We start from the raw sequence: 14,034 nt of genomic DNA, 5'->3' as shown, positions 1-14,034 counted from the left end.
AACCCGTGGCCCAGAGACACGCATCAAACCCGCGCGAAAGCGGTCACGCCGTTACTGAGCGATCTCGAAGACCATTGTCACCTCAGCGCGCACCGTGACCTCTCCGACGGCCACCGGAACGGCCTTTGCCTGCCCGTCTTCCATCATCATGGGTTCTGCCATACGCATACGCGGCCCTTCGACCAACGGCTCCGCCGTGTCGTCGATGGAGAGCACACGGCCAACCTCGACCCCGGCCGCTTCCGCGAACAGGCGTGCCTTCTCCATCGCATCCGTAACGGCCTCGCGGCGCGCCTCTGCCCGCAATGGCGCATCGTCCTGCATCTCGAAGCTGATGCCGCCCAAACGGTTCGCGCCCTCGCCCAGGACCTGCCCCAGCACGTCGCTCAACAAGTCCATGTCGCGGACCCGCACCTCAACCATATTGCGCGCCAGATACCCGACAAAGATCTGCTCGTCGCGCTCCCGGTTCCAGCGCGTCTCCTCGTTCACCGAAAGGTCCCGCGTCTGGATGTCCTTTTCTTCGATTCCCATTTCGGTAAGCCGTGCAATGATGCCGTCCAACGCCTGTGTGGTGGCGTCCATCGCCTCCACCGCCGTCTGGCCCCGGCCCTCGGCCCCCAATGATACCGATGACAGATCCGGCGTCGCCGTCACGCGCGCCTCACCGGAAACCGTCATGCGGGCCACCTGTGAAGCCTGGGCTTGAGCCTCTTGCGCCTGTACCGCAGGCACGCAGACCGGCCCCGCCATCAGAATCGCCGTGAAAATCGCTTTGTGGAGTTGCATGCTCAACCTCTGAGTTTTGCTTAAAAAATCTTTAATAACTTCGTCTTTGCCGAGGGCGCAGGCAATCCCTCGCACCACGTCTTTCTTTTCCTCGGCAAAGAGTTGCCATATACTGTTCGCAAAAGGGATTAACCCTCCCCCGAGCATAGCAGGACTGGTAAGACCCGACACATGGTACCGAATTTTGCGCTCGCCCTGTCATTCGAAGGCATCGCCCTTCTGCGTCGTCTCGGCCCCTCGTGGGCGGTGATCGAAGAAGTTGCCATCGACCATCCCGACCTTGATGTCGCGGTGATCGCCATGCGCGATCGCGCAGAGGTGCTCGATCCCAAGGGGGCTGACGTCGCCCTGATCATCCCCAATGAACAGATACGCTACGCGGACCTGCCCGATCCTGGGGGCGATCCGGCCAGCTGGGACACCGCCATCCGGACGACGCTTGACGGCGCGACACCCTACGCGCTGGATGATCTGGTCTGGGACGCGATACAGGCTGGCGGACGTTTGCAAATCGCCGCGGTCGCCCGGGATACGCTGACAGAAGCCGAAATTTTTGCCCGCGATCACGGTTTCACGCCGATCTGCCATCTGGCACACGCAGAGACCGCGCAATTCGAGGGGGCGGTGTTTTTTGGCAAAGCTGACGGTTGGCCCACGTCTGTAGATCGGCCCGCGCAACCGCTGCACATCGTTCCGGCCAGCCCGGAAGCTCTGACCCCTGTTACATCTCCGGACGTCGAAACCGCCCGTCCGCCGGAACAAGCGGCTGAGTCAGAGCCGGTCCCTGAGACACCTCAAGACCCGGAAGATCTGCCAGCAGAGCAGATCACCGCTCCTCACGACGCAAGCTCCGGAACACAGGCAGAGCACCTGCTGGATGAAGCACCTGCCCCGACCGAACCCGAGCCGAAAGAGCCCGTTCAACCGTCACAAGCACTCGCGGAGGACACTTCCGAAACGTCAGACCTAAAGACAACGCTGGCGCAGCCTGAAGTTGAAACCTCCGACGTCAACGGTCTCCCGGAACACACGGAACTGGAGACTGGTGAGGATGCGGATATCCTTTCGACGCCTCCCGCATCCCCCGCCGCGCCCGAAGAACAGGACCCGCTGCCCGTCTCTTTCGCGTCCAGCCGCGGGCCGCGGTCCGAAACCGATATGTCCCCCGCACCCAGCATGGCTTTGGGAGCAGGGTTTGCAACGCCGCCGAAGGCGACCGAAGCGATTAAGCCGCGCTTCACGCCGTTCTTGCCCGAGAGCAGCGCGCCCAACCCGGAGACAGCAGAGGCCACGCCGCGCGCAGAAGGTGCTCCGCTCCCGAAACCCGACGACGTGCCACCGGCCCCTGCGGCCAGCACCGCAGAAGATACGTCGAGCACGGAACGCGCCGCACCTGAACCGTCCGCGGCGCCCGAAAAGTCAGAGCTGCCGGCCGACACCAAAGCACCGTCAGTGGTTGCGCCAGTGACAACCCCTCTGGGACCCGTCGCGCCGTCCGTTCAAGCAAAATCGCTTACGGCGGACACCCCAGACGCCGCCAGCCCGGCACCAAGCCTCGGGCCAGCCGCCCGTCCAGACACCGCGTCCAGCCCCAGTCTCGGCGCAGTACAAACCGATGTGGCCGCAACCTCCGCCGTCAAAGCTCCGGTGCCGACGCGCAACAAAAGCGCCAAGCCCGGAAAGCCCTCCAAACGCCCCAGTCGTCTGGGCCTGCGCCGGGCATCCAAATCCCCTGACGCGTCTGAGCCGCCGGCGCCCATCATGCCGACCACCGGCAGCGCCGCGCCGCAACTCGACAGCATGCCTGAGCGCTCGCGATCAGCCGGGCCTACCCCCCTCGCGCGTCTCGCCGCGCTGCGCAGCCCCGGCATAACCGGCCCTGCGCTGGCCAAGGCACGCCCCACGCCTCCGGCCCCAAGTGCCGAGGCGTTGACACCTCTTGCGCTGAAGCTTCAGCCGGACCGTGATCAAACTGAAGCGCCAATGATCGCTCCCGAGCCAAAGCCGACCCCGGCAGACACGGATGATCTTTCAACGGCAACGCCCGCCAAAGACATTTCCGACGACCTGCCGGTAAACGGTCCGGCCACTTCAGCGCCCAAATCCGCCAAGGCGAAACCTGCCAAGGACACCCGCTCCGCCGCACAAAAAGAGCGCGAGCAAATGACTGTCTTTGGCGCGCGCAACCGCGCACCGGAGCGCCAGACGCCCCGCGCCACGGGCCTCGTGCTTACCGCAGCTTTGGTGCTCCTCCTGCTTGGGATCGGTGCGTGGTCCTCGGTGTTCATGAACGATGGGGTCTCCTCCCTGTTCGGCGGTGATGATGAACCCGCAGTGGCCACAAGCCCGCAAGAGGCCGCGCCCGACGACATCGTCCTGCTGCCCGAAGAAACCGCTCCAGAGGTTGCCCCGGCAGAGGAAACCGTCGCCACCCTGCAACCTTCTCAACCCGTTGTGGAGCCGGACCTCCCTACCCTATCCACCGATCTGCTGACCCGTGACGAAGCGGCTGCCACCTACGCGGCCACCGGCATATGGCAGCGCGCCCCTGCGCCGCCAAACACCCCGCCAACCGACGGTGTGGAAAATGTCTACGTTGCATCCATCGACCCTACGATCCCCATTTTCGACGCCATTGCACTGCCCAAAGCACCAAACGTGCTTGGCGCGCCGGTTCCGACCGACCCCGGCCTGCCGCCGCCCGCTGGCATGACATTCGACATCGACGAACGAGGTGTCGTGCGGGCCACGCCCGAGGGCGCTCTGACGCCGGACGGATTGCGGGTCTATACCGGGCCGCCGCCCGTGGTGCCCCCGCTGCGCAATGCGGTGGCCACACCTGCGGCTCTTCCGGGGCCTGCGCCAGATCCCGCGCCCGACGCCGCCCCCGACCCTGCACCCATAACGAATCCGCTTGGTCAGAAGCGCCCAGAAGCACGCCCCGATGACGTGGTCGAACAGCAGGAGCGCGCCACGCTGGGCGGTATTTCCCTCGATGAACTGGAAGGGTTCAGGCCGGCGGCACGCCCGCTGACCGTGCAGGAACAAGCCGTGGTCGATGAACCTGAGGCCCGCGCCACGGCACAGGCCGTGCGCGCCTCGTTGCAACCCGTGACCCGGCCACGCAACATGACCGCAATCGTCGAACGCGCGGAAAAAGAGCGCCCGACCGAAGCCGTGCAGACCGCAGCGGTTGCGCCCCGGACAGTCCAACCCTCCGCACCGTCCAGCGCCTCCGTTGCGTCCTCCGCGACCGTGCGCAACGCGATCCGCCTGAACCGCATCAATCTGATCGGCGTTTATGGCACGCCAGCAAATCGCCGTGCGCTGGTTCGCCTGCCGTCCGGCAAATATCAGAAGGTTCAAGTGGGGGATCGCCTCGACGGTGGACGCGTCGCCGCCATAGGCGAGTCAGAGCTGCGCTATTCAAAGGGCGGCCGGAACCTCACCCTGCAAATGCCGCGCGGCTAACATCGGCGGGACGGTGGGCGGGGCGCCTTTGCCGCAAGGCAAACAGCGCCGGTCACCGGATGTTGGAACTCGAAAATACCGAACCTTCCGCGCTGAAACGAGTGTCGTCACGCGGAGCGTTATATGCGAACGCTTCCACTGCGCGCACCCAATAGTAAAAATACGCAAAGCCCGGCTTTACCTACGCGCTTGTTGCGCGCATCTTCGGGATCCCCCCGTCCAATCCGGCCCCGAAAGACGTATTCATGCAAGATCCCCGCACACCCCTCGACCCCACAGACATCGCGCTGCTGGACAGATTGCAACGGCGCGGCAATGCCACGGCGCAGGAGTTGGGAGATACCCTGCACCTCTCGGCCAGCCAGGCCGGACGGCGCAGGCAGCGATTGGAAGACAACGGCACGATCCAAGGCTACCGTGCCCGTCTCGACCCCATCCGCCTCGGGCTGCATGTTCAAGCCTTTGTTCAGGTGCAAATGGCGCGTCACGGCACGGAGCAAAGTGCTGATTTCAGCCGCCTTCTGCGCACGCGTCAGGAAATTACATCAGCCTGGACCATGACTGGCGAGGCCGACTATCTGCTTCGGGTCTGGTGTCCGGACCTGCCAGCGCTGAACAGATTGATCCACGACGTTCTGCTCGCCCACCCCACGGTGGCGCGCGTGCATTCGCAAATCGTCATGGACCAGCCCAAGGACGATTCGCCCCTGCCGGTGGCCTGAGACATATCAAAACGGCACGTCGTCCGCCGCCACGAGAAAGCGCGCCACAACCTTCTTCGTGCCAGCCTTCTCAAAGGTGATTTCCAACTTGTCACCTTCAATTCCTGCAACTGAGCCGTAACCGAATTTTTGGTGGAACACGCGCTCCCCCATGCTGAAGGCCGACACGGCGGTCATGTCGATGACCTGCGCCTTGCTCTCGCGCGGCTGGCTGAGGGGTCGATCATTGGCGCGCGACTGCAATCGACGCCACCCCGGAGAATTGTAGACATTCGCCTCGGCCGCAGCGGTTTCCAGACCTGAGTTGCCGTAGCTGGTCGACGCGGAGCCAAATCCGCCGCCGCCGCCGTACAGCCCCGGCGGCGTCAGCACCTCTACATGTTCTTCGGGCAATTCATCCACAAACCGAGACGGCATTTGCGACTGCCACTGTCCAAACACGCGCCGGTTGCCCGCAAAGGAAATGGTGCAGACCTCTTCGGCCCGCGTGATGCCGACATAGGCCAGCCGCCGCTCCTCTTCGAGGCCCTTGACCCCGCTCTCGTCCATCGACCGCTGCGAAGGGAACAGCCCGTCTTCCCAGCCGGGCAAAAACACCACCGGAAACTCCAGGCCCTTTGCCCCGTGCAGCGTCATGATCGACACCTTCGCACCGCCGTCGTCGGTTTCATTGTCCATCACAAGGCTGACGTGCTCAAGAAACCCTTGCAGGTTCTCGAAGTTTTCCAAAGCCTTGACCAGTTCCTTGAGGTTCTCCAGACGCCCCGGCGCCTCAGGCGTCTTGTCGTTCTGCCACATCTCGGTGTAGCCGGATTCGTCCAGGATGATCTGCGCCAACTCTACGTGGCTGACCTCTGGCGTCGACGGCATCGGCTGCGCCATGTCCTCCAAAACGTCATCATCGCTTTCAACTGTCACAGTTGCCCGCGTCATGCGCCCCCAACGCGCCAGATCCGTAACCAGTTGGCCCAGCGCCTTTGCGCCCTTTCCCTTGATCGCCCCTTGTTCGATGGCCAAAGCCGCACCATCCACCAGCGCCACACCGTTTTCACGGGCGATGCGTTGAATGGTTTGCTGCGCCTTGTCGCCAAGCCCGCGCTTCGGTGTGTTCACAATCCGCTCGAACGCCAGATCGTCCGCAGGCGACACGACGACGCGGAAATAGGCCATGGCGTCGCGGATCTCCATCCGTTCATAGAATCGCGGTCCGCCGATGACCCGATACGGCAGGCCGATGGTCAGGAACCGATCCTCAAACGCGCGCATCTGATGCGAGGCGCGCACCAGAATCGCCATGTCGTCCAAACTAAAGCCCCGCATCCCGCGCGTGCCATTTTGCATCGATTCGATCTCTTCTCCGACCCAACGTGCCTCTTCCTCGCCGTCCCAATGGCCAATCAGACGGACCCGCTCACCCTCCTGAGCGTCGGTCCACAGCTCCTTGCCCAAACGGTTGGAGTTGCCACGAATGACGCCAGAGGCTGCTGCCAGAATATGTGGGGTCGAGCGGTAGTTCTGTTCCAGCCGCACCACGTGGGCGCCGGGAAAGTCCTTTTCAAACCGCAGAATATTGCCCACCTCGGCCCCACGCCAGCCGTAGATGGACTGGTCGTCATCGCCCACGCAGCAGATGTTCTTGTGCGCGCTCGCCAGCAGGCGCAGCCACAGATACTGCGCGACGTTCGTATCCTGATATTCGTCCACAAGGATGTAGCGGAACCAACGCTGGTATTGTTCCAGAACGTCGCCGTGTTGCTGGAAAATCGTGACCACATGCAGCAGCAAATCGCCGAAATCACAGGCGTTCAGCTCTTTCAGCCGCGCTTGGTACTCCGCATAAAGCCTTGGCCCCACGTGGTTGTATGCACCGGCATCGCCTGATGGCACCTTTTCTGGCGTCAGCGCACGGTTCTTCCAGTCGTCAATGATATTGGCCAGCATCCGCGCGGGCCAGCGCTTGTCGTCAATACCGTGCGCCTGAATAAGCTGCTTGAGCAGGCGCAGCTGATCGTCGGTGTCCAGAATGGTGAAATTCGATTTCAGCCCGACCAATTCTGCATGGCGGCGCAACAGCTTCACGCAGATCGAGTGAAACGTGCCCATCCAGGGCATGCCTTCCACCACCTGCCCCAACATATTGCCGACGCGGAATTTCATTTCCTTCGCAGCCTTGTTGGTGAAGGTCACCGACAGGATCTCATTCGGGCGCGCCCGCCCGGTGTTGAGCAGATGGACCACACGCGCTGTCAGCGCCTTGGTCTTGCCAGTCCCGGCCCCCGCCAGCATCAGGACCGGTCCGTCGAGGTGTTCCACGGCCTCCCGCTGCGCCGGGTTCAGCTGATCCAGATAGGGCGCGTGCGTTGACCGCGCGGCCATGGCGCGCGCGGACAGCGAAGACTGCTCAAAGGCGTCGAATTCGTCGAAACTGCTCATGGACGCAATTTAGCGTCTCGGGACGGAAAGGGAAAGGACCGTTCTCTATTCGTTCCAAAGCTTCCTGTATCGCAGGAACGGGCGTGGCAGAAACCTGCCCGCCCGTTCGTTTGTGCTGCTCTTTGCCTGCAAGATCAGGCCGACATCAGCGCGCCTGTGGTGACCCCGACCAGTCGGCGGCGGGAGCTTTGAAAGATCGGGTGGCTGTCCGCAGGTTTCGCCGCCTGATGCAGCGGCACCGGATCGTTGGAAGATGCCGCCGTCACTGCCGCATGCGATGCCGGTATAGCAGGGTTCCCTGAAGGCGCAGGCGGCGTGGTGGCGCGTCCCGCCACGGCGGAATGAGGCACGTCATGCGCCCGGCTCAGCGGCGCGACCGAGGGCGCTTGCCCCCTGCCCGGTGCACGCTCGGGCGCGGCGGTACCTTGCACCCGAGATGGCGCAATCCGCTCCGCCTTCAGCGGCTTTTTCGGCATGGGGTGATGCTCCATTGGGGGCGCTTCAGGCTTGCGAGGCGTCTGCGCCGCTCGGGTTGCCGCCGCGTAGTCCAGCGCCCGCTGTCGCGCAATCGCCCGCGCTTGCACAAGGCGCTCCTCATGTGCCGCCTGAATGCGGGCCTGTTCCGCCTCACGGCTTTCGAGCGTTGGCGTCGCCCGGGCAAGCTGCTCCGCCCGCGCATGACGCTGCTCAAGAACCTGACGGGCTGCCTCCATCCGCTGCTCTTCCGGCGTCGGGCCGGTGGGCTGGGCCTGCGGTTTGGGATGGATCACCGCCGGTTGCGCTTTCTGCTCGGGGTGCTCTGCCAACGCCGCGCGCTCCGCTTCCGCGGCGCGCTGTGCGGCCAGCGCAGGATGCACCTTCAGCGCCGGATACCCGTCGCCCACCGTGCGCGCCGCCTTTGGCGCAGGTTGAGCGGCCTGCGGCTTCGGCATCGGCTTTTGCGCGTGTTGATGCGCCTTTGCCTGTAAAACACCGCCATCAGCCGCAGCCCCCTTAGCCGCCTGCACCGCTGGCCCGGCGGCCTTTGCCCCGCCGCGCCCACCAAGCGCCGCACGTGCCATGCGCGCCACCTTTCCAGGGTCACTGTCGTGCTCCATGACGCCGTGCAGCGACTTGATCCGATCGGCACAGGCATCCGCCATCGCGTCAGGATCCCCTGCCAGCATCAGGGTCACCACCTTTAGGTTGCGTCGCTCCGCCATGGCCGCGATGTCGCCAGCATAGCCCCCGGCGGCGGTTTCATCCATGAGCAGCACATCCACCATCGCACGCCTCAGACAACACTCCGCCACGGCAAGATTGCCCGATCCGGTCACGTGAATGCCAGCCTCCAGAAACGCGATCTGAAGACGGTCGAGGCGGTCAGGGCGGCTGTCCAGTAGCAAGGCGTGCATAGCGCTCTCCGTTCTATAAAGCTGCCCCGAGATTTGCGCGAAGTCGCTTAAAATATGTTGAACAATTGACGCGAATGCTCAGATACCTCTGGCACAAAAGGAACAATTGTCGGCAAATAGCCTATGGATCCGCACAGCCGATATATGACCATCGCCGACCTGCGCGCCCGTGCCCGCCGCCGCACACCACATTTTGCATGGGCCTACCTGGACACCGCCACGGGCACAGAAGCGACGCTGCGCCGCAACCGCGCGGCCCTGGATGCGGTGGGGTTCGTGCCCTCCATCCTGCATGGGGAAATTGCCCCCGACCTGTCGACCACGCTCCTCGGCCAGCACCACGCCTTGCCTTTTGGCGTGGCCCCTGTGGGTCAATCCGGGCTGCTCTGGCCCCGCGCGGAACAGACATTGGCCCGCAGCGCCACTGAGCTCGGCGTGCCTTACGCGTTATCCACTGTCGCCAACGCCACACCAGAACAGGTCGGGCCGCACACCGCAGGTCAGGGCTGGTTTCAGCTTTACCCGCCCCGCGATGTGGACATCCGCCGCGACATGTTGGAACGGGCCCGGTCCAGTGGCTTTCGCGTGCTTGTCCTGACGCTTGATGTGCCGGTCGCCTCGCGTCGTGAACGTCAGGTCAAGGGCGGGCTGGTGCAGCCGCCGCGCCTGACGCCGCGCATCCTCGCGCAGTGTCTGCGGACCCCGGCCTGGTCACTTGCCCGGCTGCGCGCGATGCGTACCGATGGCATGCCGCGGATGAAAACGCTGGACCGCTACAGCACCGACGCCGAGACCCGCGACCCCACCGCCCACGTCGGCTATCTGCTGCGCACCGCGCCGGACTGGGACTATCTTGACTGGATAAGGGCGCACTGGGAGGGGCCGCTGGTGGTCAAAGGCGTTCTGAAGCCCGAGGATGCGCTGCGCCTTGAACAGCATGGCGTCGATGCGATCTGGGTGTCGAACCACGCCGGACGCCAGTTCGACGCCGCCCCCGCCAGCATCGAAGCCTTGCCTGCCATCCGTGCGGCCACGCGGCTGCCTTTGATCTTCGACAGCGGGATCGAGTCCGGCCTCGACATCCTGAGGGCCATCGCGCTCGGCGCCGATTTCTGCATGATGGGCCGCGCATGGCACTATGCACTGTGCGCCCTGGGGGAAGCAGGCCCCGCCCATCTGGCAGAGATCCTGCGCCGTGACATCATCGCCAACCTCGGCCAGCTGGGCGTCGCCCGCGCCACCGACCTGCGCGGGCGCGCGATCCCGTTGCAGCGCCCAGCGCCAAGCACCACCCCGTCCCCAAACCTCCCGGCCTAAGGCGTGGAGCTGTTGCACAGCGCCTGAAAATTCAGCGACCGAAGCCCCGGTGCCCAATTCCGGCACCGCCTGCACAGCATACACCACCCCAAACATGATTTCCGCTGGATCGGTGCACGCCATGCTGAAAGGCTGGTGCGAAATCTCGGCCAAAAAGGGTGATTAGTGGCCAAACTGCATCCAATCGCGCGGATGTTTCGGAGGCAGACAGGGGCGGTGCCGCATTGCCCTTCCGCCACCGATCAATTTAGTTTCGGCAACGGATCGAAACCGCCTCGCTTTTGAGCGGTTTGCAAACCACCCCAATTTTTACAATTAATTTGCAAACCCCCTTGCGCCGCAACGCAGCGTAGGCTCACAGTAATAATGTTGCGCAACCAAGCAATAATAATGCGTCGGAGGACCAGCGCTCATGGCTGAATTCGAAAAAATTCTCGTGGCCAATCGTGGTGAAATCGCGATCCGTATCATGCGGGCAGCAAACGAGATGGGGAAAAAGACCGTTGCGGTCTATGCCGAGGAGGACAAGCTGGGCCTTCATCGGTTCAAGGCTGACGAAGCCTACCGGATTGGCGAAGGGCTCGGCCCGGTACAAGCCTACCTGTCGATCGAAGAGATCATTCGCGTGGCCAAGGCCTGCGGTGCTGACGCCATCCATCCGGGCTACGGCCTGCTGTCGGAAAACCCCGACTTCGTGGATGCCTGCGTGGACAATGGCATCACCTTTATCGGGCCACGCGCCGAAACCATGCGGGCGCTCGGTGACAAGGCCAGCGCGCGTCGTGTGGCGATCGAGGCCGGCGTTCCGGTCATCCCTGCCACCGACGTGCTGGGCGACGATTTCGATGCCATCAGCAAGGAAGCCGACGAGGTCGGCTACCCCCTGATGCTGAAGGCCTCCTGGGGCGGCGGCGGTCGCGGCATGCGCCCGATCGAAAACGCCAAGGAGCTGAAGGAAAAGGTGCTCGAAGGCCGCCGCGAAGCGCAGGCCGCCTTTGGCAACGAGGAAGGTTATCTGGAAAAGATGATCATCCGCGCCCGCCACGTCGAGGTGCAGATCCTCGGCGACAAGCAGGGCCATATCTATCACCTCTACGAGCGCGATTGTTCCGTCCAGCGTCGCAACCAGAAGGTCGTGGAACGCGCCCCCGCACCCTACCTGTCCGAGGCCCAGCGCGAGGAAATCTGTGAACTGGGCCGCAAGATCTGCGCCCATGTGAACTACGAATGCGCCGGCACCGTCGAATTCCTGATGGATATGGACACGGGCAAATTCTACTTCATCGAGGTGAACCCCCGCGTTCAGGTGGAACACACTGTTACCGAAGAAGTCACCGGCATCGACATCGTGCAGGCGCAGATCCTGATCGCCGAGGGCAAATCGCTCTCCGAGGCGACCGGCAAAGCCTCTCAGTATGACATCCGCCTGACCGGCCATGCGCTGCAAACCCGGATCACCACCGAGGATCCGACCAACAACTTCATCCCCGATTACGGCCGCATCACCGCCTATCGCTCTGCCACCGGCATGGGCATCCGTCTCGACGGCGGCACAGCCTATGCGGGCGGCGTCATCACGCGCTACTACGATTCCCTGCTGGTGAAGGTCACGGCCAAGGCCCCCACCCCGGAACAGGCCATCCGCCGCATGGACCGCGCCCTGCGCGAGTTCCGCATCCGGGGCGTGACCACCAACATCGACTTCGTCATCAACCTGTTGAAGCACCCGGTCTTCCTGAACAATCAGTACACGACCAAGTTCATCGACACGACACCCGCCCTGTTTGACTTCAAACAGCGCCGCAACCGCGGCACCAAGGTGCTGACCTACATCGCGGACATCACCGTCAATGGCCATCCGGAGGTCCAGGGCCGCGCCAGGCCGCACCCCGATCTCAAACCGGCCAAAGCCCCGTCAAACCGGGCCGACGCCCCCGCCTTCGGCACCCGCAACCTGCTCGAAGCCAAAGGCCCCAAAGCCGTCGCCGACTGGATGCTGGAGCAAAAGCAACTGCTGATCACCGACACCACCATGCGCGACGGCCACCAGTCGCTGCTCGCCACGCGGATGCGGTCGATCGACATGATCGGCGCGGCCCCGGCCTACGCGCATAACCTGCCGCAGCTCTTCTCCATGGAATGCTGGGGCGGCGCGACGTTCGACGTGGCCTATCGCTTCTTGCAGGAATGCCCGTGGCAGCGCCTGCGCGACCTGCGCGAACGCATGCCCAACCTGATGACGCAGATGCTGCTGCGCGGCGCAAACGGCGTGGGTTACACCAATTACCCCGACAACGTGGTGCAGGCCTTCGTCAAGCAGGCGGCAGAGACCGGCGTCGATGTCTTCCGCGTCTTCGACAGCCTCAACTGGGTCGAAAACATGCGCGTCGCGATGGATGCCGTGCTGGAGAACAACAAGGTTCTCGAAGGCACCGTCTGCTACACCGGCGACATGCTTGACCCGGATCGGTCCAAGTATGACCTGAAATACTATGTCAGCATGGCAAAGGATCTGCGCGACGCAGGCGCCCACGTCATCGGTCTCAAGGACATGGCCGGCCTGCTCAAGGCCAACGCCGCCTTCGCGCTGGTCAAAACGCTCAAGGAAGAAGTGGGCCTGCCCGTCCACTTCCACACGCACGACACCTCTGGTGCGGCCATCGCCACCATCATGGAAGCCTCCCGCGCAGGCGTCGACTGTGTCGATGCGGCGATGGATGCGCTGTCGGGCAACACCTCGCAGCCGACCCTCGGGTCAGTGGTGGAGGCGCTGCGCTTCACCGAGCGGGACACCGGCCTCGACATGGATGCGATCCGCGAGATGTCCAACTACTGGGAGGCTGTGCGCGGCCAATACGCTGCCTTCGAATCCGGCATGCAGGCCCCCGCCTCCGAGGTCTACCTGCACGAAATGCCCGGCGGCCAGTTCACCAACCTCAAGGCACAGGCGCGCAGCCTCGGGCTGGAGGAGCGCTGGCACGAAGTGGCCCAGACCTATGCCGACGTGAACCAGATGTTCGGCGACATCGTAAAGGTCACGCCATCGTCCAAAGTTGTCGGTGACATGGCGTTGATGATGGTGTCCCAGGGCCTCACCCGTGCGCAGGTCGAGGACCCCAAGACCGATCTCAGCTTCCCCGACTCGGTCATAGACATGATGAAGGGCAACCTTGGCCAACCCCCCGGCGGCTGGCCGAAGAAGATCCAGAAGAAGATCCTCAAGGACGAAAAAGCGTTCACCGAGCGTCCCGGCCTCAAGGCCGCGCCCGTCGACATCGAGGAAAAGCGCAAGGAGCTGCAAGCCGCCTTTGACGGCGTCGAGTTCGACAACGAGGATCTGAACGGCTACCTGATGTATCCCAAGGTCTTCACCGACTACGCCGCCCGCCACGAGGCTTACGGCCCTGTGCGTGTGCTGCCGACGCGGACCTTCTTCTACGGTATGGAGCCCGGCGAAGAGATCACCGCCGAAATCGACCCCGGCAAGAAGATGGAGATCCGCCTCCAAGCCGTGGGCGAGACGCAGGACGACGGCGAAGTGCGCGTCTTCTTCGAACTCAACGGCCAGCCGCGCACCATCCGCGTGCCGGACCGCAAGGCCAAGGCGTCCAGCGCTGCGCGCCCCAAGGCCGAAGTCGGCAACCCCAACCACATCGGCGCGCCGATGCCGGGCGTTGTGTCCTCTGTCGCCGTCAAAGTGGGTGACAAGGTCAAGGAAGGCGACCTGCTGCTCACCATCGAAGCCATGAAGATGGAAACCGGGATGCACGCCGAACGCGACGGAGTGGTCGCGGCGGTGCATGTCTCCGCCGGGGGCCAGATCGACGCGAAGGATCTTCTGGTCGTTCTGGAATAACCCGCCCGGACCGCCTTATTCGGAGGCCCGCCCTGCTCGGCGGGCCTCCTCG

General features: G+C 63.8%; 7 protein-coding genes. 4 read left to right on the top strand and 3 right to left on the bottom strand.

Translation table 11 applies throughout. From position 1 onward, the window contains the following. Positions 1-51: 51 nt before the first annotated feature. A complete protein-coding gene (locus J4E08_RS00725) occupies positions 52-789 on the bottom strand; it encodes an SIMPL domain-containing protein (protein ID WP_349536874.1) in 738 nt (245 codons plus the stop codon). Between the two features lie 171 nt (positions 790-960). On the opposite strand from J4E08_RS00725, the gene J4E08_RS00720 reads away from it, so the two are divergent. Then, positions 961-4,260 carry a hypothetical protein gene (locus J4E08_RS00720; RefSeq protein ID WP_349536873.1) on the top strand — a complete coding sequence of 1,100 codons (3,300 nt, stop codon included), beginning with the start codon at positions 961-963 and terminating at the stop codon, positions 4,258-4,260. Positions 4,261-4,505: 245 nt separating this feature from the next. Then, positions 4,506-4,982: an Lrp/AsnC family transcriptional regulator gene (locus tag J4E08_RS00715; RefSeq protein WP_349536872.1), complete on the top strand. Its 477-nt coding sequence runs from the start codon at positions 4,506-4,508 to the stop codon at positions 4,980-4,982. Between the two features lie 6 nt (positions 4,983-4,988). Here the strand turns inward: J4E08_RS00715 and J4E08_RS00710 are convergent, their stop codons facing one another. Together J4E08_RS00710 and J4E08_RS00705 are read right to left on the bottom strand one after the other, a co-directional pair. Next, a complete protein-coding gene (locus J4E08_RS00710) occupies positions 4,989-7,415 on the bottom strand; it encodes an ATP-dependent helicase (RefSeq protein WP_349536871.1) in 2,427 nt (808 codons plus the stop codon). 134 nt (positions 7,416-7,549) lie between these two features. Next, positions 7,550-8,809, bottom strand: a complete 1,260-nt coding sequence (locus J4E08_RS00705; RefSeq protein WP_349536870.1) for a hypothetical protein — start codon at positions 8,807-8,809, stop codon at positions 7,550-7,552. A 123-nt stretch (positions 8,810-8,932) separates the two neighbouring features. Between J4E08_RS00705 and J4E08_RS00700 the strand changes: the two genes are divergently transcribed. Next, positions 8,933-10,126, top strand: coding sequence for an alpha-hydroxy acid oxidase (locus tag J4E08_RS00700; RefSeq protein ID WP_349536869.1), 1,194 nt, complete (start codon positions 8,933-8,935; stop codon positions 10,124-10,126). Positions 10,127-10,538: 412 nt separating this feature from the next. Beyond that, positions 10,539-13,982, top strand: coding sequence for a pyruvate carboxylase (locus J4E08_RS00695; RefSeq protein WP_349536868.1), 3,444 nt, complete (start codon positions 10,539-10,541; stop codon positions 13,980-13,982). The last annotated feature ends 52 nt before the right edge of the window (positions 13,983-14,034 follow it).

This window comes from Sagittula sp. NFXS13 (assembly GCF_040148795.1).
Taxonomy (GTDB): Bacteria; Pseudomonadota; Alphaproteobacteria; order Rhodobacterales; family Rhodobacteraceae; genus Sagittula; species Sagittula marina.
The sequence above is the reverse complement of the archived record's forward strand: the minus strand, read 5'-3'. Positions and strand labels throughout refer to the sequence as shown.

Bases quoted from the DNA above. Each gene is read 5' to 3' on its own strand.
- J4E08_RS00725 (WP_349536874.1), bottom strand. From the start codon at position 789: ATGCAACTCCACAAAGCGATTTTCACGGCGATTCTGATGGCGGGGCCG.
- J4E08_RS00695 (WP_349536868.1), top strand. From the start codon at position 10,539: ATGGCTGAATTCGAAAAAATTCTCGTGGCCAATCGTGGTGAAATCGCG.
- J4E08_RS00715 (WP_349536872.1), top strand. From the start codon at position 4,506: ATGCAAGATCCCCGCACACCCCTCGACCCCACAGACATCGCGCTGCTG.
- J4E08_RS00705 (WP_349536870.1), bottom strand. From the start codon at position 8,809: ATGCACGCCTTGCTACTGGACAGCCGCCCTGACCGCCTCGACCGTCTT.
- J4E08_RS00710 (WP_349536871.1), bottom strand. From the start codon at position 7,415: ATGAGCAGTTTCGACGAATTCGACGCCTTTGAGCAGTCTTCGCTGTCC.
- J4E08_RS00720 (WP_349536873.1), top strand. From the start codon at position 961: ATGGTACCGAATTTTGCGCTCGCCCTGTCATTCGAAGGCATCGCCCTT.
- J4E08_RS00700 (WP_349536869.1), top strand. From the start codon at position 8,933: ATGGATCCGCACAGCCGATATATGACCATCGCCGACCTGCGCGCCCGT.